General features: G+C 31.5%; 22 protein-coding genes. 11 read left to right on the top strand and 11 right to left on the bottom strand.

Going from position 1 to position 23,622, the window contains the following annotated elements; translation table 11 throughout:
* Position 1 precedes the first annotated feature (1 nt).
* The 4 genes from H1R17_RS06670 to H1R17_RS06655 form a co-directional block, all read right to left on the bottom strand.
* Complete coding sequence (locus tag H1R17_RS06670; protein WP_163432210.1) at positions 2-388, bottom strand: hypothetical protein; 387 nt, start codon at positions 386-388, stop codon at positions 2-4.
* Positions 389-1,990, bottom strand: a complete 1,602-nt coding sequence (locus H1R17_RS06665) for a M56 family metallopeptidase (RefSeq protein ID WP_163432209.1) — start codon at positions 1,988-1,990, stop codon at positions 389-391.
* Between the two features lie 3 nt (positions 1,991-1,993).
* Positions 1,994-2,359, bottom strand: a complete 366-nt coding sequence (locus H1R17_RS06660; RefSeq protein WP_163432208.1) for a BlaI/MecI/CopY family transcriptional regulator — start codon at positions 2,357-2,359, stop codon at positions 1,994-1,996.
* A gap of 75 nt (positions 2,360-2,434) precedes the next feature.
* Positions 2,435-2,887, bottom strand: a complete 453-nt coding sequence (locus H1R17_RS06655) for an energy transducer TonB (protein ID WP_163432207.1) — start codon at positions 2,885-2,887, stop codon at positions 2,435-2,437.
* A gap of 96 nt (positions 2,888-2,983) precedes the next feature.
* On the opposite strand from H1R17_RS06655, the gene H1R17_RS06650 reads away from it, so the two are divergent.
* The gene (locus H1R17_RS06650) at positions 2,984-3,769 is read left to right on the top strand and encodes an alpha/beta fold hydrolase (RefSeq protein WP_163432206.1); all 786 of its coding nucleotides are present in this window, start codon (positions 2,984-2,986) and stop codon (positions 3,767-3,769) included.
* Here H1R17_RS06650 and H1R17_RS06645 read toward each other — a convergent pair.
* From H1R17_RS06645 to H1R17_RS06630, 4 genes are all read right to left on the bottom strand, one after another.
* Complete coding sequence (locus tag H1R17_RS06645; protein ID WP_163432205.1) at positions 3,766-6,513, bottom strand: PD-(D/E)XK nuclease family protein; 2,748 nt, start codon at positions 6,511-6,513, stop codon at positions 3,766-3,768. The two genes, H1R17_RS06650 and H1R17_RS06645, sit on opposite strands and share 4 nt — an antisense overlap.
* Before the next feature lie 64 nt (positions 6,514-6,577).
* The gene (locus H1R17_RS06640) at positions 6,578-7,999 is read right to left on the bottom strand and encodes an OmpA family protein (RefSeq protein ID WP_163432204.1); all 1,422 of its coding nucleotides are present in this window, start codon (positions 7,997-7,999) and stop codon (positions 6,578-6,580) included.
* 98 nt (positions 8,000-8,097) lie between these two features.
* Positions 8,098-9,294: a glycine C-acetyltransferase gene (gene kbl, locus H1R17_RS06635; RefSeq protein WP_163432203.1), complete on the bottom strand. Its 1,197-nt coding sequence runs from the start codon at positions 9,292-9,294 to the stop codon at positions 8,098-8,100.
* A gap of 35 nt (positions 9,295-9,329) precedes the next feature.
* On the bottom strand, positions 9,330-12,476 hold the full coding sequence (locus H1R17_RS06630) for an exodeoxyribonuclease V subunit beta (RefSeq protein WP_181729260.1): 3,147 nt from the start codon (positions 12,474-12,476) through the stop codon (positions 9,330-9,332).
* 105 nt (positions 12,477-12,581) lie between these two features.
* On the opposite strand from H1R17_RS06630, the gene H1R17_RS06625 reads away from it, so the two are divergent.
* Together H1R17_RS06625 and H1R17_RS06620 are read left to right on the top strand one after the other, a co-directional pair.
* Positions 12,582-13,187 carry a superoxide dismutase gene (locus tag H1R17_RS06625; RefSeq protein WP_163432201.1) on the top strand — a complete coding sequence of 202 codons (606 nt, stop codon included), beginning with the start codon at positions 12,582-12,584 and terminating at the stop codon, positions 13,185-13,187.
* 119 nt (positions 13,188-13,306) lie between these two features.
* A complete protein-coding gene (locus tag H1R17_RS06620; protein ID WP_163432200.1) occupies positions 13,307-14,074 on the top strand; it encodes a DUF3050 domain-containing protein in 768 nt (255 codons plus the stop codon).
* A gap of 31 nt (positions 14,075-14,105) precedes the next feature.
* Here the strand turns inward: H1R17_RS06620 and H1R17_RS06615 are convergent, their stop codons facing one another.
* Together H1R17_RS06615 and H1R17_RS06610 are read right to left on the bottom strand one after the other, a co-directional pair.
* Positions 14,106-14,720: a hypothetical protein gene (locus H1R17_RS06615; protein ID WP_163432199.1), complete on the bottom strand. Its 615-nt coding sequence runs from the start codon at positions 14,718-14,720 to the stop codon at positions 14,106-14,108.
* 13 nt (positions 14,721-14,733) lie between these two features.
* Positions 14,734-15,291 (bottom strand): hypothetical protein, encoded by a 558-nt coding sequence (locus H1R17_RS06610; RefSeq protein ID WP_163432198.1) that lies wholly within the window; start codon positions 15,289-15,291, stop codon positions 14,734-14,736.
* Between the two features lie 29 nt (positions 15,292-15,320).
* On the opposite strand from H1R17_RS06610, the gene H1R17_RS06605 reads away from it, so the two are divergent.
* From H1R17_RS06605 to H1R17_RS06570, 8 genes are all read left to right on the top strand, one after another.
* Positions 15,321-16,019, top strand: coding sequence for a pseudouridine synthase (locus H1R17_RS06605; protein ID WP_163432197.1), 699 nt, complete (start codon positions 15,321-15,323; stop codon positions 16,017-16,019).
* A gap of 9 nt (positions 16,020-16,028) precedes the next feature.
* The gene (locus H1R17_RS06600; protein WP_163432196.1) at positions 16,029-17,111 is read left to right on the top strand and encodes an endonuclease/exonuclease/phosphatase family protein; all 1,083 of its coding nucleotides are present in this window, start codon (positions 16,029-16,031) and stop codon (positions 17,109-17,111) included.
* A gap of 47 nt (positions 17,112-17,158) precedes the next feature.
* Positions 17,159-17,563, top strand: coding sequence for a hypothetical protein (locus tag H1R17_RS06595; protein ID WP_163432195.1), 405 nt, complete (start codon positions 17,159-17,161; stop codon positions 17,561-17,563).
* 176 nt (positions 17,564-17,739) lie between these two features.
* On the top strand, positions 17,740-19,707 hold the full coding sequence (locus H1R17_RS06590) for a dihydrofolate reductase (protein WP_370520253.1): 1,968 nt from the start codon (positions 17,740-17,742) through the stop codon (positions 19,705-19,707).
* Between the two features lie 46 nt (positions 19,708-19,753).
* On the top strand, positions 19,754-20,359 hold the full coding sequence (gene pncA / locus H1R17_RS06585; protein WP_163432193.1) for a bifunctional nicotinamidase/pyrazinamidase: 606 nt from the start codon (positions 19,754-19,756) through the stop codon (positions 20,357-20,359).
* Between the two features lie 31 nt (positions 20,360-20,390).
* Positions 20,391-20,948: a hypothetical protein gene (locus tag H1R17_RS06580; RefSeq protein WP_163432192.1), complete on the top strand. Its 558-nt coding sequence runs from the start codon at positions 20,391-20,393 to the stop codon at positions 20,946-20,948.
* The gene (locus H1R17_RS06575; RefSeq protein WP_163432191.1) at positions 20,911-21,078 is read left to right on the top strand and encodes an energy transducer TonB; all 168 of its coding nucleotides are present in this window, start codon (positions 20,911-20,913) and stop codon (positions 21,076-21,078) included. Before H1R17_RS06580 ends, H1R17_RS06575 begins: the two co-directional genes overlap by 38 nt.
* A 76-nt stretch (positions 21,079-21,154) precedes the next feature.
* Complete coding sequence (locus H1R17_RS06570) at positions 21,155-23,224, top strand: O-antigen ligase family protein (RefSeq protein WP_163432190.1); 2,070 nt, start codon at positions 21,155-21,157, stop codon at positions 23,222-23,224.
* Between the two features lie 27 nt (positions 23,225-23,251).
* Here the strand turns inward: H1R17_RS06570 and H1R17_RS06565 are convergent, their stop codons facing one another.
* Positions 23,252-23,617, bottom strand: coding sequence for an MmcQ/YjbR family DNA-binding protein (locus H1R17_RS06565; RefSeq protein ID WP_163432189.1), 366 nt, complete (start codon positions 23,615-23,617; stop codon positions 23,252-23,254).
* Positions 23,618-23,622: the final 5 nt, after the last annotated feature.

The following is a 23,622-nucleotide window of genomic DNA, read 5'->3' as shown; positions in this document are numbered from 1 at the left end:
CTCAATTTTGAGGTGTTTTTGTTTGTTCATAAGTTACAGAATCGGTTAATTGTCCTTTTTCATTAAATGTGTACCAAGTACCGTATTTAGACCATGAATTTTCAGCCGAAATACTTTTACCTACTCTGTTTATTTCTCCATTTTTATGATACAACACATTTACACAGTAAGGGTAATAATACTTTTCTAACCTGTAAATAGTATCGTTATAAAAAAACTTCCAAATACCTATTTCATTACCCTTTTTATCGTATCTCCCTTTTACAACATTCCAGTTTTCATCATCCTTATTTACATACTTCCATTTACCAACTCTAACACCATCTTTTGTTTGATTGATTTTACAGGAAAATAACAGGAACAAGAGAAAAAATAAATAAAACCTCATTTAATTAACTATATCAATCTTACTTGGATTCACTTTAATGGTAATTGGCAAAGTAAAAGTTGATCGAATTATTTTACCTTCATTTTCTGCAGGACTCCAATTAGGCATCGTTTTAAGAGTACGAATTGCTTCTTCTTGTAAAGCTACATAAGATTCATCTGGTTTAAAATATTCTTGAGGAGTAAATATATTACTAAAGCTTCCATCGGTTTCTACTATAAATTTTAAACGCATTTTAATTTCATTAGTATTTATATTTTCTGGTGCTTTAAATTCTTTAGCAAAATTGCTCATAAAAGATGAAAGACCTTCTCTTGGAGTGGCTTTTTTCTCAACAAAACTATGTGCTTCTGCATAAGCTTTTTCTATTTCTTTTCTATCTTGATAATCATTTTGTACTTGTGAAGATTTTTTTAGTTCATCTAAAGTTAATTTCTCCTTTTCTGCTTTAGATACCGCTTTAAGTTCGTATGTGAAATCTTTTTCATTTTGAACAACTCCATATCTATTGTAAATAGATACTTTTAAATTTTCATCTACAACGTAAAAATAAACACTATCATTATAATTAAAGTAGCCGCTACTTTTTTCTCCTTTAATATAAGCCAATATAATAGAATCATTTTTAATCTCATTTTTCGATTCTTCTCTAATTGGCTCTGTAAATACTATTTCATCAGATTGTTTAGCAGATTGCTCAATTATCTTAGTAACCTTAGCTTCTACATTTTTAATTTCTGTAGCCTTGGCTTCAATTCCAACCAAACCAACATATGTTAATGCTAAAGTGAACGAATAGAAAACCGTTTCCCAAACTCTTCCTTTTTTTGTGTTTTTCATCATAATAAATCGTTTTTTTAAATTATTAAAGTGGATTGAACTGCTTAGCGGAACTAAACTTTGTTTATGACTGTAGCAATTCAAAATTAAATGCTGGTAATGCTTAATATTTTTAGTTTTGTTTAAAGAATATTCATCAGCTAAATACTCATGATTTTCTTGAATTAATCGCTTGAAATAATATATAAATGGCTGAAACCATAGAAAAACGCTTAAAAGCTCAAGCAATATAATATCTAAACTATGCTTTTGAATAATGTGTCCTTGTTCATGATACAATATGGCATCATCAATAGTATTACTATTCCAATCGTTTTTGTTTAAATAAATGTACTTGTAAAAAGAAAAAGGAACTTTAATGTTGTTATTTAAAACCAGTTGACCAAATGTAGAATTAACAATAGTTCCTGTTCTTTTTAGTCGATAGAAAGTAAAAGCATGAAATATAAATTTAAAGAATAAAAGCGTGGTAACAGAATAATACACAATCTCGTACCACATGAAACCAACATCGTTATCTTCTTCCTCGATATTAATAATAAATGCTGGTAATTGTTCAACAATAACTTCTTTAGCTTGTAAAACAGTATTACTTTCTACTTTAAAAGAGAAGTTTAGCAAAGGCAATAAAAAACCTAATAGCAAACTAAACAACAAATAAAATCGATTAAATTGAAGCGATTTTTTATTTTCTAAACTCCATTTATAAATAAGTAATAGTACAAGTAATAAAAAACTTGATTTTAACAAATAAAGTATCATAAGCTACTTTTGTTTTAATTCATCATCTATTAAATCGCGAAGTTTTTGTAATTCTTCTTTTGTTAAGGATGCATCTTTAGCAAAAAACGATGCAAATTGCGATGTAGAATTATCAAAAAACTGTTTAATCATACTTTTCATTTGTTTAGAAAAGTAATTTTCCTTCTTTACAACTGCATAATACAAACGTGTATTACCAATTTCATCATAAGCAACAAAACCTTTATCAATTAACTTTTTAATGGTTGTTGCAACTGTGGTTTTAGCAGGTTTTGGCTCGTTATAGCTATCTATTAAATCTTTTAAAATCACTTTATCATGTTGCCAAACAAATTGCATTAGTTGCTCTTCAGCCGATGTTAATTTCATATTCTATTATTTTAGAATTAGTTCTATAAATATAGAACAATATTTTAAATAAAAAACAGATTGCTCTGTTTTTTTTTAATTTATACTGATAACTCCCATATCTTTAAAAGAAGATCCATTAACTAAATTAATGGTAAACTGTACATAAGAACTTACTGGTTTGTTATTATTTCTAGCAGGTATCCATTGGTTTGATTTATAAATAGCGTTTTTAACATCGTTCTCACATAAATCAGAATCTTGTTTTAACACTTTAAAATCAGAAACTTTCGCATCTTTACCCACAACAAACTCAACAATCATTTCAGCATCTTTATTCTTTAATTTTCCTTTTTTACAATTCTTAGTTGCCGCTTCAACTTGCTTTGAGAATACATTATATCCTCCTCTGTAACTCGCCATAACTTCAACATCTCTGTAAATAGTTTCTTCTGTTTTTACATTTGAATTGGTTTCAGCTGCAACCTGAGCGTTTGCAACTACACCAACAAACATAAACATCATTAATAATGTAGATTTTAATTTCATAAGTAGTAGTTTTGAAATTCAAAAATACAAAAAAATCGTTCAAAAGATATCCTTTTAAAAATAACATATGTTTATTATTTTTGTAAAAAAGAACTTTTGAAAGTATTTAATTACAAAAATACAGCTATCCATTACAACGATATTGGCAAAGGAAATGCTATTGTTTTATTACATGGTTTTTTAGAAAATAATACCATGTGGAATTATTTGGGCATTCAATTAAGTCAGCGTTTTAGAGTAATTGCTGTTGATTTACTTGGTCATGGTAAAAGTGAATGCGCGGGATATGTGCATACAATGGAAGATCAGGCGGATATGCTTTTTGCTTTGTTAACCGATTTACGCTTGCGAAAAGTATCTCTTGTTGGTCATTCTATGGGTGGCTATATTGCTTTGGCTTTTGCAGAATTATACCCAGATAACTTGCGTTCTTTGGTTCTTTTAAATTCATCTGCGCTACCCGATTCCGAAGAAAGAAAACGAAACAGAGACAGAGCCATTGATGTTGTAAAGAAAAACAGCACTGCTTTTGTTAGAATGGCAACTCAGAATTTATTTGATCAAAAAGCACACGAAACTTTCCCAAAAGAAATTGAAACCTTTACATCACAAGCAATAAAAACGCCTTTACAAGGAATTATTGCTTCTTTAGAAGGTATGAAAATACGGGTTGACAGAGAAGCCTTGTTGCATTTTAGTCCGTACCCAAAATTAGTTATTGCTAGTGAAAACGATACAATTATACCGTTACAAGAAATAAAAAATCAAGTTGAAAATACAGAAGTTCTCTTTGAAATAGTTTCAGGCGGTCACGTATCAACCATTGAACAAAAAACAAAAATCACCGATATTATTATAAATTTCTTAAAAAAGAATGGTTAAACCACCTTTTCTTCAAAAGCAATTTTTGGATTTAATATAGTTACCAACAAACGCACTAGCTCTTCTTCAAACACATCTAAAATAGCGGTTGTAATAAACTCTTCTACTACTTTTTCTTCTTTTAAACCAAACATTAAATAGCCCGATTTTCTATTTTTAAACGAATAAATTCCAGCTTGTAAAGGCAAATTGGTTTTGTTACGATACATCAATCCATACATTAGTAACTGAATCGCTTTTTCAAATTTTAAATCATTGGTAATATCAACAAGTGTATTAATTTGAACCTGATTTAGATCAACTTTTCCCGTTTTGTAATCAATTATACGCAAAACTCCGTTTCTAATTTCTACTCTATCAGCAATTCCCGATAAATGAACAGGGTAAGGCAATAAATCATTGGTTAAAGTAGCTTCTAGCTTTTCCTCTAAGCCCACAATTACCACATCGTCACCAGAATCAATAGCTTCTTTTTCAAGCATTAAAAAATGATACACGTTACGTTTGGCAACTTCAAAAGCCAATAAGTTTTTACCTTGTTTGTTTACGGTATCAGAGTAATTAATAGCAAACTGATTAACAATTTCAGTCTCGCTTTTAAGCAACATATCAGATATAATATCACTTGTTAGCTTTTGCCCTACATACGGCATGTATAACATTTCTAAAGCCCCATGAATAATAGTACCCAAAGTATTTAAAGCAATATTTTCTTCAACCTCTTCCACTTCTCTAATACCCAAAACACGTTGCATATAAAACTGCATAGGATTGCGCATATAATTACCAATTGCCGAAGGCGAAAAGCCTTTATCCGTTGCAATTTCTTTTAATCGTTCTTGCAAAAGAAGCGATTTTGAAATACTTAAAGCATTATTTACGGTTTCAGGAGATTTGGCAAAATAATTAGACACATTAACAGTATGCTTAGACAACGAATCTAATGTAAGCTGTGTGATAAATCGACTTTTTTCGCCAGCATCTAACCCTTCAGAATCAGAATTGTACAATAAATAAATATTTTTTGCTCTAAGCAGTAAATGATAAAAATGATAGGTATAAATAGCATCTTTTTCTTTATACGTAGGCAAACCTAGTTCCATTTTAACATCATGAGGTATAAAAGAATTACTTGATTTACCCGCAGGAAATTTACCTTCGTTCAAAGAAGTGATAATTACCGTATCAAAATCTAAAACCCGGCTTTCTAAAACTCCCATAACTTGCAAACCTTCTAAAGGTTCACCTTCAAACGAAACTTCAGCTAAATCGGCAATTTGCTTATAAATAGCAAACAATTGTTGCACGTTTCCAATTACCTGATAATTTAATTGATAGTTTTTAACTTGCGTAAGCACTTTATGAAAAGCATATAAAAAAGTTAACGAGACCGCATCGTTATTCTTTTTCAACTCATCTTTTATCAAAAAAACGAGTGTTTCTAGTCGATCCAAAACATCCAAGACATCATCCGTCCAGGGTTTGCAAATTAAGTCAAAACACGCATTATCGTGTTTGATAAAGTCTAATTTCTCAAACTGAAAAAAAGACAAATTTCTTTTGTTGATTTCACTTACAACTGTTTTAGTTTCAGCCAAATGTTCTATTAAAGGATGCGACAATACATCTAAAACTTCTTTGTGGTAAAAACTAGGCTTGCTACCCCTATTTACAGCATTTACGTGCATTTTAAACAACTTTAAAAAGAAAAGCTGCACTGGGTTTGATTTACTATCATAATTCATAGTAACGTTCAAAGCTGTAACCTCATTTGGCAGCGCATACAAAACAGGAATCAAAAGATTTTCTTCAGACAAAACAATAGCTGTTCTCTGTAAATTAGTATTTTCTTGTTGCAATTGATGCACTATACTTCCCACAATTTTAGCTTGCCCAACTGATTTGGGAGTACTAATAATCTCGATTTGTTTGTTTTGATTAAACTCATTTACAAGCCACTCATAAGGATGTGATTTATAATACGACCAATTTTGCTTTATTTTTCGAGCAAAGTAACCTGCTCCATGATCAAAATCATTTAAAAAAGTCTCATCTGTGTCCCAATAAATTTTAGCCGAATTATTCTTCAAAAGTCTTTGAATGATGCTTTCTTCTGCCTGATTCAATGCATTAAAGCCAGCAAAGTAATAGAAAGTCTTGTTATTTTCTAGTAGAAAATCATTCAATTTATCAACTGCCACTCGATAAATTAATCCTTGATAACCACTATTAATTTCCAAAAGATGCTTTTGAAGCGCATGATAATATGTAGGCAATTGACTCCAAAAAGTTAGGTAATTATCTACTAAAGTTGTTCTATCTTCTGTTTTTACAGACCAATGATTGATGTCATCAATATCTTTTAAATAGTCAAAAACGTGTTCTGGCTTTAAAAGATAACGATCAATCTCATTAAAATCCTGCAATAACATTTTTGCCCAATTACTAAATTGCTCAAAATCCTGTTGTACTTGTAAAGGTGTTACTTTTTTATAAACTTCATAAAACTCAAATAACTGCTCAACATTATTTAGAGAATACAGATTTGCTATATCAGCAATTAAATCTTCAATACTAATAATATTAGGTGCAAAAAAAGTAGTTGTTGAAGCTTCCTTAAAAGCCTCTAACAAAAACAAACGTGCACGCTTATTAGGCAATACTATAGTGATATCTGCAAAATTAAACTCGTGATTAGTTATAATTTGTTCTGCTAATTTTGATAAAAAAGTAGGTGTTTTCATAATTATAAAAATAAAAAAACGTCCCGACAAATCGGGACGTTTTACTATTTATTTAAACTGTAAATTATTTTACTAATTTAATTTCTGTACGACGGTTATTAGCACGTCCAGCAACAGTTTTGTTTGTATCAATTGGGTTTTTAGATCCAAAACCTTGAGATGATAAACGACTAGCTGAAATACCTTTAGAGATTAAGTATTCTCTTACTGCATTTGCGCGATCATTAGATAATGGGTCGTTGATTTTATCAGTACCTGTATTATCTGTGTGACCTTCGATAGCAAATTTAGCATTAGGGAATTGGTTCATAACTCTAGCCATGTTATCTAATACTGCGAAAGATTGTTCTTGGAAAGTAGATTTACCAGTGTTGAATAAAATTGTTTTACCATATTCATTCAATTGTTTGATATGCTCTTCTTTCACTTCAGGACATCCTTTGTTAGAAGCAGGACCAGCAACTTCTGGACACTCATCATCTTTATCTAAAACTCCGTCACCATCAGCATCAGGATAAGGACAACCATTGTTATCTTTAGGACCAGCTTCATCTGGACACTCATCATCTTTATCAGCAATTCCGTCTCCGTCTGAATCAGGACAACCGTTTAATGCAGCAACACCAGCTTCGTCTGGACAAGCATCAATATGGTTAGGAATTCCATCACCGTCTGAATCAGGACAACCGTTCATTGCAGCATCACCAAATTCAAATGGACATTGATCTAATTTATCAGGAATACCATCAGCATCAGAATCAGGACAACCATTGAATTGTTTTAGACCTGCTTCTTCTGGACACTCATCATATTTATCCAAAATTCCATCACCATCAGTATCTTTACCTCCAAAACGGAAAGTAACACCCGCTACATGTTGAAAATGAGAAGGAACAGAAACATCTTGTGCTCTTAAAACGTTGTCATCTTCAAATTGTTTTTTATATGTAGATGCTAAGTTTAAACCAATGTTTTCAGAGAACCAAAAAGTAACTCCAACCCCACCATTAACGTTTCCTGAAGATGCTTTACCTAAGAAAGCATAACCACCACCAACGTGAATAGCTGGATCAAACCATTTAGAGCCGATTAATCCACCAAGGCTGTATTTAAACTGACCATCAACACCATAGTACATTAAATCTGTAGCATCAATTCTTCTTTGTCCGTTAAAATCACCATTAGCATCAAAACCATTCTCCATAACCATTTTTTTCACTTTGTTTACAGAACCTGTAACACCAAATGATAAGTTACTACCAATGTAACGAGATACATTTAATACAGAAGCAGATGGTAAAATACTCCAGTTATCTGTTTGGAAATATTGTCCAAAACGATCTGCAAAGTCCATTGCAACACTTGAACGACCTCCGTCAATTGCGTTAACACCCACGGTAACAGCCCATGGTTGGTCAGCAGTTTGAGCTTGAGCAGCCGTACCTGCTAACAATAAAGCAGCAGCAAATACTTTTAATTGTTTCATAACTATTCAATTTTTACTTTACGTAATATTTCACAAAAATAATTTCTTTAATTGAATATACAAAATATTTTCATTAAAGATTTAACATTTTTCTAAGATTATTTTATTATCCCTAATTCTTTACCTACCTCAGCAAAAGCTTTAATTGCCTTATCTAAATGCTCTTGTGCATGAGCTGCTGATAATTGCACACGTATTCTAGCCTTATCTTTTGGAACAACAGGAAAGAAGAAACCAATAACATAAATTCCTTTTTCTAACAGCTTATCCGCCATAATTTGAGATAATTTAGCATCGTACAACATTACAGGTACTATAGCAGAATCGCCATCAATAATATCTAACCCTGCTTCTTTCATTCCTTTTTTAAAGTAGTTGGTATTCCACTCTAATTGATCTCTTAACTTGGTATCTTTCTTTAATAATTCAAATACTTTTAAAGAAGCGCCTACAATTGCTGGAGATAATGAGTTTGAAAACAAATACGGACGAGAACGTTGACGTAAAATTTCGATTATTTCTTTTTTTGCTGTTGTATAACCTCCCATAGCACCACCTAAAGCTTTTCCTAAGGTGCCAGTAATGATATCAACACGACCCATTACGTTTTTAGCTTCTAAAGTTCCTTTACCTGTTGCACCAATGAAACCAGCAGCATGACATTCATCTACCATCACCATAGCATCGTATTTATCTGCTAAATCACAAATTTTATCTAATGGTGCTACTAAGCCATCCATAGAAAAAACACCATCGGTAACAATTAATTTAAAACGACGTCCGTCGGCAACAGCTTGTTGTAATTGCTTTTCTAAATCAGCCATATCGTTATTCTCATAACGGTAACGAGCTGCTTTACACAAACGAACTCCATCAATAATAGATGCGTGGTTTAAACTATCCGAAATAATACAATCTTCGGCACCTAACAAAGGCTCAAAAACGCCACCATTTGCATCAAAAGCAGCTGCGTACAAAATAGTATCTTCTGTACCGTAAAAATCGGCAATTTCTTGTTCTAATTGCTTGTGAATATCTTGAGTTCCGCAAATGAAACGAACCGAAGACATACCAAAACCGTGCGTATCTAAAGCATCTTTTGCAGCTTGTACTACTTCTGGATGCGACGATAATCCTAAATAGTTATTTGCACAAAAGTTTAAAACGGTTTCACCTGTGTTAATCGTAATTTCGGCTCCTTGAGGCGATGTAATAATGCGTTCCTTTTTATACAAACCGTTTTCTTTAATTGCTTCGATTTCGGTTTGTAAAAATTCTTTAATAGATCCGTACATAATTTATGATCGTTTGTTATTATATTTTTGATTTATTACAAATGTATTATTTTTAAATCGTCTTGAATGTACAACAGTACTTTTTTTACCACTTGGTAGCCCATTTCTTCAATTGCTAAAGCATAATCATTTAATTGTTGATGGTATTTTGCTTGTTCTTCGCCTGTTTTGTAATCAATAATAAACGCTTCATTACCTTTAATTGCAACACGATCGGGTTTTATGTTTTGAAATGATTTGTGTAAAATAGGTCGTTCTGAAAAAATAGTATTTTCATCATTAAAAAACGGTTCCAATTCTGTATGATTTACTATCTGCGTAATTTTTGTAACAATTTCCTCTTTTTCATCTAACGAAAACAGTCCTTTAGCAATGGCTTTATTTACAACTCCTTCAACATCGTTCATGGTAATAACTTCCGCTAAAAGCTCGTGAATTAAATTACCTTTTTCAATAGCTTTTTGCTGTGTGGTATCCCACATTAAAGCTTCACGTTTTGCAATTTTAATTACCGACGCATCAATCGCTTTTTCAACCGCTTCTATTTGAATAGGCTTTTGTAAATCATTATCATTAGAAGCGGAAACTTTAACTGCGTTTCCAAAATCATACGACAATTGACTGTCTGAAAAAGCAACCTTATCCTCTAAAAACTTCACAAAAAAACTCGCTAAAGTATTAGGCAACCTACCCTCTTTGGTACGTTTGTAATTGCTAATAATATACAATTGCTCTTCTGCTCTGGTTAAAGCTACGTACAAAACATTGAGATTGTCTAACAATTCTTCTTGCTTTTTTTGATGATACAAACGCTGGGCTGTTTCGCCATACATTTTTACATCGTTTTTTAAATCGACTAATGCTTTAGGAATGGTAAATTGATCGTTATTTTCTAAATCAATCCAAATTTTATCTCTTGATTTCGAAAAATCTTCATCGGCAAAAGGAAAAATAACCACAGGAAACTCTAAACCTTTAGATTTATGGACAGTCATTAAGCGCACTGCATTTTCGTTTTCAGGAGCAGGAATGCTTAGCTTATGATAATTCTGTTCCCAATAACTCAAGAAATCGGCAATAGTTGATTGATTTTTAACGGTACGCTCTAACACCAAATCTAAGAAATACTGTACGTAAGCTTCGGTTTTTTTGGTTGGCATAAAAGCGTTTATCAACAACTCTACCGCTACGTATAAATTGTTTTTCCGCAAATGTTCAAAATCAACTGCAACACCTAAGTCTTTTAAATAATTTTGAAAATAAGCTTCAGTGTTTAGTTCAATTCCTTTCCAAATTACATCGTGTACCTCGTTGGTTTGTAAAATAGTGTTTGCTACATAATAAAGAATCAATGCTTTTGCTTCTTTATCTTCGTTGTTTTTTAAAAACCGCAATAAATTCAACAAAAGCTGTACTTCAGTGGCATTGTTAATCAACAGGGTTTCTGATGATAAAATTCGGACTCCTTTCTCGGTTAAGTAATTGGCAACCTTTACACCGTCTTTACTTTTGCGTGTTAAAACCACGATATCGCCTAACAAAAAACCTTGTGCTACTACTTTATTAATCGTTTCCAGAACTTTTTTTAAGTACAAATCGTCTTTTGTAACCTCATCATTTTCTAACAAGTTGTTATCTAAAAACGACACATTAACAAAACCTCCTTTTTTAGAATTGGTATTTTGATGTGCATAGTTTTGATACAAATTTTGATACGATTCCTCATCAAATTCTGATGCTAAAAACTTAAATACAGCGTTATTAAACTCGATTACTTCTGAATAACTACGATAATTGGTGTCTAAACTAACGGTTGCTTTGGATGGATTTGAAAACGGATTTTCACCATCGCTCAATTTCATAAATTGTTCCGCTTTGCCCCCACGCCAACGATAAATAGCCTGTTTTGGGTCGCCAACAATCATTAATGAGCCTTGCTTACTGTAATCGTCTTCACCTGAAAGTGCATTATCAATTAAAGGAACTAAATTTTGCCATTGCAACTCTGAAGTATCTTGAAATTCATCAATAAAAAAATGTCGGTATTTTTCACCTAAACGCTCGTAAATAAAAGGCGCTGGCTGATTTTTTAATTCTTCGTAAATAATAGAGTTAAACTGCGAAATTGATAAAATTTGCTGCTCATTTTGTATGCGATTGATTTCGTTACTGATAGAATTTAATAACGAAAGCGGCACCAAGTTTTTTAAGAAAGCTTCGTAAAAATAGATTTTTCCGTATAAACTGTATATTTTTTTTGTTGCAACCAACAAATCGGGAATTAAACGCTCAATAACCTCTTTATCTTTTGCAGTTTTATTAAGTTTAATGTCTTCGGGTTCGAAATATTTTTTATTGGTGTTGTGGAAATTACCATCTACAATTCCCAATAAATGTTTTGGAAAATACCCACCACTAAACGATTTTAAATCAACACCGTGATTTTCTAATAACTGTAAAGCTTCTTTTGCTAATGAAACTGTATCTTGTTTTAAATCATCAACCTGTTGGCGTAAACCGTTTTTAAGTGTTAAAAAAGTTTCTAATTCAACATTTTTAAAGGCTTCCAGTTCATGTTTATTGTTTTCGTTTAAAAGTAACCTGCCAATATCCATCAACTCATTGCTAACATCCCAACTTTTATCGTCATCGGCTTTGCTAATTGAAAAATCAATCAACAATTTAGTCAATTCGGAATCAACACCCGCTTTAGAAATTAAAGCATCAACAGCTTCTTGTAACAAAGCTTCGGTATCTAATGACACTTCAAACTGAAAAGGCAAATTCAAATCAAACGCAAAGGAGCGAATTACTTTATGCGTGAATTTATCAATGGTAGAAATATCGAAACCTGCGTAATTATGAATGATATTTTTTAAAATTCGTTTCGATTTTTCTCTAATATATGCTTCGGTAAACGATGTTTCTTGAACAATTTGTTCTAATAATTGATACTCTTTCTTAGGAATATCGGTTAATGTAAAAGCATAAATACACAAAACAATACGCGATTTCATTTCATTAACCGCTTTGTTGGTAAAGGTAATAGCAAGTACATTTCGGTACGCATCGTCTTTGTTAGAATAACCTAAAAGTATTTTAAGATACTCTTTTACAAGCGTATGCGTTTTTCCTGCACCTGCCGATGCGTTGTATATGGTAAAGGCTTTTTTTTCCAAAATAATTTATAAAAAAGTTAACAAAGAAGACACACAATAATTTTTATTGTCGATCGATTTTGTCTAAATTTGAATAAAAATAATACTAATCTTTAAAATATTATAGTTATGGCTTTCGAATTACCAAAATTACCATATGCTTATGACGCTTTAGAGCCTCATATTGACGCAAGAACAATGGAAATTCACTACTCAAAACACCACCAAGCATATACAACAAACTTAAATGCAGCTATTGAAGGAACTGATTTAGCAGGAAAATCAATCGAAGATATTTTAACTTCTTTAGATTTAAACAACAAAGCAGTTCGTAACAACGGAGGTGGTTTTTACAACCACAATTTGTTTTGGGAAGTAATGGCACCTAATGCAGGTGGCGAACCGACAGGTGAATTAGCTACAGCTATTAACGAAGCTTTTGGAAGTTTTGAAGCTTTTAAAGATGCTTTTTCTAAAGCGGGTGCTTCACAATTTGGTTCTGGTTGGGCTTGGTTATGTGTAAAAAATGGTAAATTAGAAGTTTGTTCAACAGCAAACCAAGACAATCCTTTAATGCCAGGTATTGGTTGTGAAGGTACACCAATTTTAGGTTTAGATGTTTGGGAACACGCTTATTACTTAAACTACCAAAACCGTAGACCAGATTACATTAACGCGTTTTTTAATGTAGTTAACTGGGATGTAGTTGCTAAAAAATACGCAGCTGCTAAATAAGAGCTTTTAATTGCAAACTTTATAAAACCGTCTTAAATTGTATTAAGACGGTTTTTTATTATTTATAAGTTTCGTGTTTAAAAGTTTTGTTCTGTACTTTTGCAAAAACAACAACAAACATGCAACATATTAATCACATAAACCAATCAATAAACGTTTACAAACAACAACTACTTCAACACACGCTTTACAAAAAAATTCATACGATAAATGATTTAAAACATTTTTTAGAAGGTCATGTTTACGCTGTTTGGGATTTTATGTCGCTTTTAAAAGCGCTTCAATCTAAATTAACCTGTACAACAAGTCCTTGGTTTGCTTCACCTAACCCAGAGGTGCGTTACCTTATTAATGAAATTGTTTTAGCAGAAGAATCGGATGTAACGTTATACGGCACTCGTTTAAGTCATTTTGAAATGTACCTACAGGCAATGGAAAAGTGTGAGGCAAATACGTTGGCTGTTTCTCATTTTTTAAACGAGGTACAAGCAAAAGGAATTTTTAATGCAATTAACGAAAGTACACTTCACGATAACATTAAAGATTTTTTGACATTTACTTTTGAAACCATCGAAAACGGAAAATCACATGAAATTGCCGCAGCTTTTACTTTTGGAAGAGAAGATTTAATCCCGAACATGTTTACACAAATTTTAAACGAGTTTAAAATAAGTTTTCCTTTGGTAGACTTATCGGAATTGGTTTATTATTTTGAACGACATATTGAATTGGATGCCGATGAACATGGACCAATGGCTTTTGAAATGATTTCGTATTTATGTGGCGAAGATGCTGAAAAGTGGAACGAAGTAGAAGAAATTTCTAAAAAAGCTTTGGAAAAAAGAATTAAACTTTGGGATGCTATTGAAGAATTAATTGAACAATAAGTTAAAAGTAAAATCGCTCAAAAGAGCGATTTTATTGTTTTAAAAGATATGCTAAATTTACTTTTACCTCATTGTAACCATATTCTCCAAAAAAAGCAGCATATTTCTCTTTATTAATTACAACAAAACTACCACAAGGATAATGATAGTTAAAAAATAGGTTTTCAATAAGTGCATTCGGATCTTTTTTCCATACGTGGTCTTTTAACGTTTTAATACCCTCACTATTTTTATAAATTCTTAAAACATTTACATCTGCAATCTTTCTCACCTCTACATCTACTTTTAAATCCCACTCTAACATCTCTTTTCTTTTTGTAAAAACACCACTTGAATTACAAGGATCTTTACCTGGATAGTAATAAATAATCAATGGCTTATTTCTATCAAGCTTTAAATTTAATTTTTCATTTAGCGTATTAATTAAATTACTTGAATCTTCCAAAGAACCTACCTCCATTCGTTCATCAAAATTGATTAATTTAAATCTATTTAAAGAATCATTTTGAACTTCCATATTTTTTTTATTCAACTTTAATTTATCAAAAGTAGCTTTATCAATTTTATTATTATCTACATCATAATACGTTTGTGCGTTTATGGTGTTCTGAACAATCAACAGCAAAATAAATAATATTTTTTTCATAGTGTTTTATTTTTTAGTCATATAATTCATCGCCTTCTTTTACTTTGCCCTTTAGTTTTGTTAAGCTTCCTTTGGTTGATTTTTCTAACCCTTTTAATATGGTTTCTTTGTTTTTTGATTCATCTAAAACCATAATTCCAACATTTGCTTCATCACTTTCAGAAAAATAAGTATCATAAACAACATACTTAATTCCTTTATTGGTAAAAGCCAAATAATACAAGCTCATAGCAGCGTTTTGAACGCCACCACCCCTTTCGTATTCAGAATATTCAAACTTTTTAAAACTTGAAGCATCTTTTTCAGCAGGATATTCTAACTCAATTTTACTTTTTGAACCATAACGATACACCACATATTGCTCCTTTTTATCCATGCAAATTGTCACTTGCTTTCCGTTCTTCATCTTAAGTTGATACAAAACATTTTCATTAGGCAATTGATACGATACATTTTGTTGGATGATTTTATCAGTATCAACAAAAATTGCTTTATTATTGCCCATTTCTTTACTATTTGTAAATAAAAGTATGGGCATGAACATCATTGAATAAAATACAAGCTTTGTCATTTCTTTTTTTATAAATTTAAAAATAATTTATGAACCAACTCGAAATAATTTATCAAGACAGCTATTTAGTTGCTATTAATAAACCACACGATTTATTAGTGCATCAATCGCCTATTGCACGTAATGCCGAAGAATTTGCCGTACAACTTTTACGCGATCAAATCAATCAAAAAGTATATCCCGTACATCGTTTAGACAGAAAAACTTCAGGTGTTTTGCTTTTTGCTTTAGATAAAGACACCAACCGAGCAATGGTACAGCAATTTACTAATAAAACCACCGAAAAAAAATATTGGGCTATTGTACGTGGGTTTGCACCCGATGTTTTAACCATTGATTATGCCTTGTATCGTGAAGATGGCGTTTTGCAAGATGCTGTTACACATATTAAAACGTTAGAAACAGCAGAAATTGATCTTCCGTTTGGAAAACACCTTACATCGCGCTACAGTTTAATTGAAGCCGAACCTGAAACCGGACGCATGCATCAAATTCGTAAGCACATGGCTCATGTTTTACATCCTATAATTGGCGACAGACCTCACGGCTGCAACAAACAAAACAAGCTGTGGTTAGAGAAATTCAATATGAAAAGCATGTTGCTTCACGCGCACTCGTTAACTTTTGAACATCCTGTAACTAAAGAAAAAGTCACTTTAAAAGCAAAGCCATCAAATGTATTTGCTACTGTGTATAATTTACTTAATTTTAAAGCGTTAGATTTATAAAAAACAGTAATGAAAACAACCTATTACATTTTATCGGGTTTGCTTATTATTTCATCATTAATCCCTTTAATACAAAACCAGCATTGGTTTTTTAGGATTTTTGATTTTGGAAAAGTCCAAATTTTTGTATTGCAATTAATTGTTTTGGTTGTGGCTTTTGTTTTTGTTCCGCACACAACAGCATTTTATATTTGTCAAGCTGCATTGGTATGTTGTATGATTTACGAAGTTTATCTTTTGTACCCCTACACGCCTTTTTACAAAATTGAGAAGAAAATTAAAACCGAAAAATCATCCAAAAGCATTAAAATTATTTCTACCAATGTGTATCAATTCAACAAAGAATACAATCGTTTTCTGAATTTCATCCAAAGAGAAAATCCCGATGTTGTTTTAACTATGGAATCGAACAAAGATTGGGAACAAGCCCTACAAGTTCTAAAAAAAGACTATCCTTATTTTTGCGAAATTGGTTTGGAAAACACCTACGGAATTCATTTGTATTCAAAGTTTGAGTTCACAAATTGCAAAGTTCATTATTTTATTGCTGATGATATTCCCAGTATTGAAGCTACTCTAAAAACAACCGATGGCTTTGAGTTTGTGTTTTTTGGAGTGCATCCGCCACCGCCAAGTCCTACCGAAGAAGTTACATCAAAAGAACGTGACGGCGAATTGTTATCGGTTGCTAAAAAAGTAAAAAACAACAACAAACCTACCATTGTTGTAGGCGATTTTAACAACGTGGCTTGGGCAAAATCATCTGTTTTATTCCGAAAAACATCTGGTATGATTGATCCACGAATCGGTCGCGGTTTGATATCAACCTTTCATGCCAAATACAAACTGCTTCGTTTTCCTATCGATCAAATGTTTCACTCAACCGATGTATTTGTGGAAGAATTAAAAGCGATGGAAAATATTGGCTCTGATCATTTGCCTTTGTATTGCCGATTTTTTATCGACAAGCAAAACGATGATCAAGAAGATTTAGTAGAACATTTGGAAAAAGACGATATTGCGGAGGTAAACGAAATGATTGCAGAAGGAAAAGCAGAAGAAAGTGATAGGGAAACTGTTGTAACTGAGTAATATTATTTTAATTATTTCGTTATCTTTACATCTTAAACGGCTAATTAATGAAAGCATACATATCTGTTGATACAGAAACAAGAAAATCGTTAGGAAAAGAAATTATTGCATTAGGCATGGCCATGAGCACTGCCAATGTAGAACAATATATATTTGTTGATAAACATCCGTTTGAAGCAGGGCAAGAAGCCGAATTAATGCAAAAAGCAATGAAAGAAATTGATTCTAGCAATTTTATCATTATTGAAGCTACTACTGTTAATGTTACATCGTGCATAGAATTAGGATACGCCAAAGCCAAACGTAAACCTATAGTGTATTTGCAAAAAGCCGAAGCCGAAACCAATGAGTTGTTATTTGCTTTAAGCAACTTTCATATTTTATATGCCAATCCTAAAGATTTGTTTGATCAATTAACCGAATTTCTAAAAAACGTGTTACCACAAAATTAATAAGCCTTGTTTTTCAAGGCTCTTTTTTTACATCATTTTCAAAAACTTCAACCCTAAAAAATCATTAATTTTAATATATTTGTTTTACAAACAGTACCAAAAATATGAAACTAACTCAATATACTTTTTTAGCATTGGCGGTGGCATCGTTAACCGCATGTAATAAAAACAACAAAATGGATAACGATAAAAAAACAATCGATAGTTTACAGCAAATTCAATTTGAAACCGAACAGTTTGCAGATGTACAGGTATTGAAATACGATATTCCTGGTTGGGAAAAATTAACGTTAAAAGAGAAAAAATTAGTTTACTATTTAGCGCAGGCAGGCTATGCTGGACGCGATATTTTTTGGGATCAAAACTATAAGTACAATTTAAAAATTCGTGCAGCTTTAGAAAACATCTACAAAAATTATCAAGGCGATAAAAATGATGAAAACTGGAAAAAATTCGAGATCTATTTAAAGCGTGTTTGGTTTTCAAACGGAATTCATCATCATTATTCAAACGATAAAATCAAGCCTGGTTTTCCGCAAACCTATCTTCAAAAACTATTAAAAGATACTAAAACAAGTTTAGACGCTAGCATTGTTGAGATTTTATTTAACGATGTGGATGGCAAAAAAGTGAACTTAAACGAAGCGAAAGGTCTGGTACAAGGTTCGGCTGTTAATTTCTATGGCAAGGGATTAAACGCAAAAGATGTTGAGAAATTTTACGGAAGCATGATTCCAGCTGATTCTTTGCGCCCTTTATCTACTGGATTGAATTCTAAATTAGTAAGAACCGAATCAGGAAAAATAGAAGAACGTGTATGGAAAAGTGGCGGTATGTACGGCGCTGCTATCGACAAAATTGTGTATTGGTTAGAAAAAGCAGTTGAAGTTGCCGAAAACAAACCGCAAGCCGATGCTTTAAAAATATTGATTGATTTTTACAAAACAGGCGATTTAAAAAAATGGGACGATTACAACGTGGCTTGGGTTAAAGCTACCGAAGGAAATATTGACTATATCAATGGATTTATCGAGGTTTACAACGATCCATTAGGACATAAAGCATCATATGAATCTACTGTTCAAATCAAAGATTTTGATATGTCTGCCAAAATGGAAGTTATTTCCAAAAACGCGCAATGGTTTGAAGATCATTCGCCTTTAATTGCAGAGCATAAAAAGAAAAATGTAGTAGGTATATCGTACAAAACGGTTATTGTTGCTGCCGAAAGTGGCGATACATCACCAGCTACACCTATTGGAGTTAATTTACCAAACGCCGATTGGATTAGAGCAGAACATGGTTCTAAATCAATTTCGTTAGGAAATATTATTGAAGCTTACAACAAAGTAGGCGGTGGCGATAAGTTAAAAGAGTTTGCTTTTGATGAAAAAGAAGTAGAACTTTCTAAACGTTATAGTGAATTAGCTGATAAATTGCATACCGCATTGCACGAGGTTATTGGGCATGCATCGGGACAATTAAACCCAGGTGTTGGTACACCAAAAGAAACCTTGAAAAGCTATGCTTCAACTTTAGAAGAAGGTCGTGCAGATTTGGTTGCTTTGTATTATTTATACGACCAAAAAGTACAAGATTTAGGTTTGGTTGATGATTGGAAAAGCTTAGGTATGACCGCTTATAACGATTATATTAGAAATGGTTTAATGACACAATTAGTGCGTATTGAACCAGGAAGAGAAATTGAAGAAGCACACATGCGTAACCGCCAATGGATTTCGGCTTGGGTGTTTGAAAAAGGAAAAGAGTTTAATGTAATTGAGAAAGTGGTAAAAGAGGGTAAAACGTACTTTAAAATAAACGATTATGAACGTTTACACGATTTATTTGGACAGTTATTACGTGAAACGCAACGTATAAAATCGGAAGGTGATTACGCTGCTGCAAAAACATTAGTTGAAACCTATGGTGTAAAAGTAGATCAGCAAATTCACAAAGAGGTTTTAGAGCGTAGCAAAAAATTCAACACTTCGCCATATAGAGGTTTTGTAAACCCTGTTTTGGTTCCTGTAACCAATGATAAAGGAGAAATTACCAACATTGTGGTAACTTATCCTAAAACATTTGCAGAACAAATGTTGTATTATTCTAAAAACTACAATTTCTTACCTTTAGAAAATTAACATATAAAGACCACACATGTTGTGGTCTTTTTTTAATAATAAAACCATGAAAGCATTATTAATTATTGATATTCAAAACGATTTTCTTCCTGGTGGTTCATTAGCAGTTACCAATGGTGACAAAATCATTTCAATCGTCAATAAAACTCAAAAACATTTTGATTTGGTTATTGCTACACAAGATTGGCATCCTGCAAATCATAAAAGTTTCGCTTCCAATCATAGTAACAAAGCTATTTTTGAAGTCATTAAATTAAATGGATCCGACCAAGTTTTATGGCCAGATCATTGTATTCAAGGTTCTTTTGGCGCCGATTTTTCAACTGAATTAAACATGCATCAAGTAAGTGCCGTTATTAGAAAAGGAACTAATTTAGAAATAGATAGTTACAGTGGCTTTTTTGACAACAACAAACAAAACAGTACAGGTTTACACGGTTTGTTAAAAGAAAAAAACATTACAGAAGTGTATGTTTGTGGCTTAGCTGCCGATTATTGTGTTTATTATACTGCAAAAGATGCAGCAGAATTAGGCTACAAAACCTTTTTTATAGAAGATGCAACAAAACCTATTTCTGACGAAAATTATGCTTTAGCAAAAGAGGATTTGACTTCATTAGGTGTCATTTTTACTGATAGCTCTAAACTTTAAAAATTGGTTTACATTTGCAAAAAACTAATTCATGAAAAACACTTTACTCTTTCTTTTTCTTATTGCTTTTTCTTTTAAAATAAAAGCGCAAATTATTGAGGCATCCCCAACAATTTCAACAAATGAATACTTTAATTTACTGACAGAAAATTTAATTATACCAGATTCAATTAAACAACAATTTCCTAATCAATATTTAGATCTTACCGTTTTATTAACTATTACCAAAAGTGGTTCCGTTTTTAATCCAAGTATTAAAAATGATTCACTACAGCTAGGTTCAAATTTAAAAAAAGTGATTGAAAAATTACCCAAATGGAATCCTAAGACTGAAAATGGTACTCCCGTAGCTTCGCAAAAAGCAATTAACCTATCTATTTTTATACCTAGTAAAGAAAACACTATTGATAATATCAAAAAAGCCATACCTGAACAAGGAATGCTAAAGTATTATAGCAACGTAATGCGAAAAATAAATATTGAAAAACATGTGGATATTCAAGTAGGTATAACAGAAATTAAAATGATTGCTACATTTATTGTAGAAAAAGATGGTAGCCTTACAGATATTAAAATTAAAAGATTCTAATGAACCTAGCCTAAATAAAGAAGTAATACGTGTTATAAAATCAATGCCTAAATGGAATCCAGCTTTAGAAAACGGTGAGCCAATTCGTTCTGATTTCACTTTGCCTATTAAAATAAAAATCAACAACTAAAAACAGTACTTTTATACAATTTATTAAAATAAAACAATTATTTTATCAAAATTATAACATATAATTAAAAAAATTAATGAAAAAGGGCAAACAAAATAACACTCAAAAAACAAATCCTTTATTGGCTACAAATGAAAATTCAAGCACTGTAAAATATGATGCATCTAATACAGTAAGTCTTCTTTTTTTAGTTTTGTATCTTCTAATACCATTTGTATCATCTAATAAATATCAAGATTTTCAAGGATTACATTGGCTTTTACTTTCTATCTTAAATGGTCTTTTAAGTTTGTATTTATTCTTTGATAAAGATCAAAACATGGAAGCATATCTACCTAAGTTTCTTAAAAGCAAAATTTATATAGCTTATATTATTTTTACCATTATTTCAGGAATTTCAATAATAAACGCCTTTAATGTTGTTGAAAGTTTGGTACAATACTCGCGCTTATTAAACATAGTTATAACCTTTACATTACTGGGATTATTATTTGTAAATCGTAAAAATTTATTTCCAAAAATTGCTTTTATCATTACCATAACATCCTTTTTAGAAACGTTTTTTGTGTTACAAGATTTCTACCAAAACACAAAAAATCTTGAAATGATGTCTTTAATTTTAGACACTCTAAAGTGGACTACTGGTAGTAAAAACATTTTTGTTATTTGTTTGGTTGTTAAACTTCCTTTTATACTCTATACCTTTATTAATAAAAAAGGAGCTTGGAAATACTTTGCCTTACTAACCTTGTTCTTAACTTCACATGTTGTTTATTTATCAATTACAAGAACTGCATTTGTAGGTATGATATTGGTTTTTGTGTCCTTTTTTATTGGATCGTTTTTAGTAAAAAAAATCAATAACAAACATAGTATCATTGCAGTAAGTATTGCAACCGTTGTGTGTATTTTTGGTTGTTTTTTAGGTCAGCTTAAAATTGACAGTTTCTTAAAAAAGATATCTTTAAATAATTCAAATTCGGCTCAAGCTACATCGCAAGTCTTAGCTAAATTAGAAGATTCAGAAGGCAATGTTCGCTTTAAATACTGGGAAGCATCTTTAGATATTATTAAAGAAAACCCCTTATTAGGTGTAGGTTATGGAAACTACAAATTATACACGCCTAAATATGTTAAATTTTTATTGGCTGATGGTAGTTTTTCAAAACATCCCCACAATGATTTTATTTTTGTTGCAAGTGAATCTGGTGTTATAGCTGTTATTCTTTATATTTCAGTATTCTTAATTGCACTGTTTATTTTAGTAAAAAACATATTACAAACAAAAGACAATCAACATAAACTAATAAATTTAACACTTATAACTAGTTTGGGTATTTGTTTGTTAGATGCTCTTTTTAATTTCCCTAAAGAACGTCCTGTAACACAATTATTACTTATACTATTATTTGTTTTTACTATTGCTTTTAATTTGAAAAAGAAAGATACTGAAGCTGAAATAAAACCTAAATCTTTTAATTTAAAATTAATTTCAGGGGTTTCATTAGGTTTTAGTATTGTTATGATTTTTACTAATTATACCATTTTAAATTCAATGCGAGCTCAAGGGTTAATAGACACCGATTTTGTTGACAACACCACTAATGGCAAAGCATTGGTCTACAATTACAAAACAGCCAGTGAAATGCTTCCGTCATACCCTAATATTTCTGAAATGTATGATCCAACCGAAGTTAAATTGGCAAAATATTTACGAGCTGAGGGAAGAAATGATGAAGCCATAAAATTGCTTCAAAATTCAAAAAAAGTTCATCCTTATTATGCTGATACAAACTATACTATTGCCAATATTTATTATCATAGCTTAAAAAATAATGACAGTGCTTACGTTTACAGCTTAAAAGCTTTACAGGATAAACCTAAAAATTTTGATGTTTTTAAACTTGCTGCACACTTAACTTCTTTAAAGGGAAAGTCAAATGAAATAGTGAAACTTTACAATGAGTTTACTAAATACAACGAAGTAACTGAAGAAAATTATTCTTTTTATTGTCAGGTTTTATATGGTGCAAAATATCCTAATAACGATTTAAATAAGATTGTAAAAGAAGGATTAAAGAAGTTTCCTAATTCGGTAGAATTACCAAAACTATCTGCTTATTTAGATACTGTTATAACACAATAAAAAACGGAGCAATGCTCCGTTTTTTATTTAATCAGCTAATATTTCCGCTTGTAGTTTCTTGGTTAAACTTTTAAAAATCAATTCGTATGAATGATCTATCAATTCCAACAACAGTTTTTTAGGAACATCATCGTGAATAGTAACTGTGTTCCAATGTACTTTGTTCATATGCCAACCAGGCTCTACTCCTTGATAACGCTCGCGTAATTCCAAAGCGTATTCTGGGTTACATTTTAAATTGACTGTCGGCTTTCCTATTTCCCATTGTTCTAAAGAGGTTAACAAAAACATCTTTCCTCCTACTTTTAAAACCAACGTATCTTGATCAAAAGGAAAATGTTCGGTTACTCCTTTTTTCGCAACACAATACTCTAAAAACTGTTGAATATCCATATTTC

It is taken from the genome of Flavobacterium sp. xlx-214 (assembly GCF_013874595.1).
Taxonomy (GTDB): domain Bacteria; phylum Bacteroidota; class Bacteroidia; order Flavobacteriales; family Flavobacteriaceae; genus Flavobacterium.
This window is presented reverse-complemented; position numbering and strand designations above follow the sequence as displayed.